The sequence below is a fragment of the Bradyrhizobium cosmicum genome (assembly GCF_032290525.1).
Classification (GTDB): domain Bacteria; phylum Pseudomonadota; class Alphaproteobacteria; order Rhizobiales; family Xanthobacteraceae; genus Bradyrhizobium; species Bradyrhizobium cosmicum_A.
In genome coordinates this window covers 1-268 of the sequence record NZ_JASXTA010000260.1, presented here as the reverse complement: position 1 = coordinate 268, position 268 = coordinate 1, and the positions used below count along the sequence as shown (strand labels likewise).

Genomic DNA, 268 nt, shown 5'->3' with positions numbered 1-268 from the left:
ACTTTGTACTGTCGGCTCGCTCGGCATTTGAGCAGGTGCCGGTCGAGACCGAAGAAGCCGGTAGAACGCTGGGGGCCTGTGCCTGGCAGATCTTTCTGCGGCTCACCCTACCCCAGGCAGCCCGCGGGCTGGCCGCTGCACTGGCCATTACTTGGGTAAGGGTGATAGGCGAGTTTGGCATCGTGCTGGTATTTAGCTATTTCCCGCAGGGGATTCCAGTCAAGCTGTTCATCAACCTGCAAAACGAAGGCGTCGACTCGGTATACAC

1 protein-coding gene is annotated in these 268 nt (G+C 58.6%); it reads left to right on the top strand.

Annotated elements, in window-relative coordinates; genetic code table 11:
• Positions 1–268 (top strand): ABC transporter permease subunit (locus QSV46_RS39885; protein ID WP_314964115.1); only part of this gene is annotated, 268 nt, incomplete at both ends.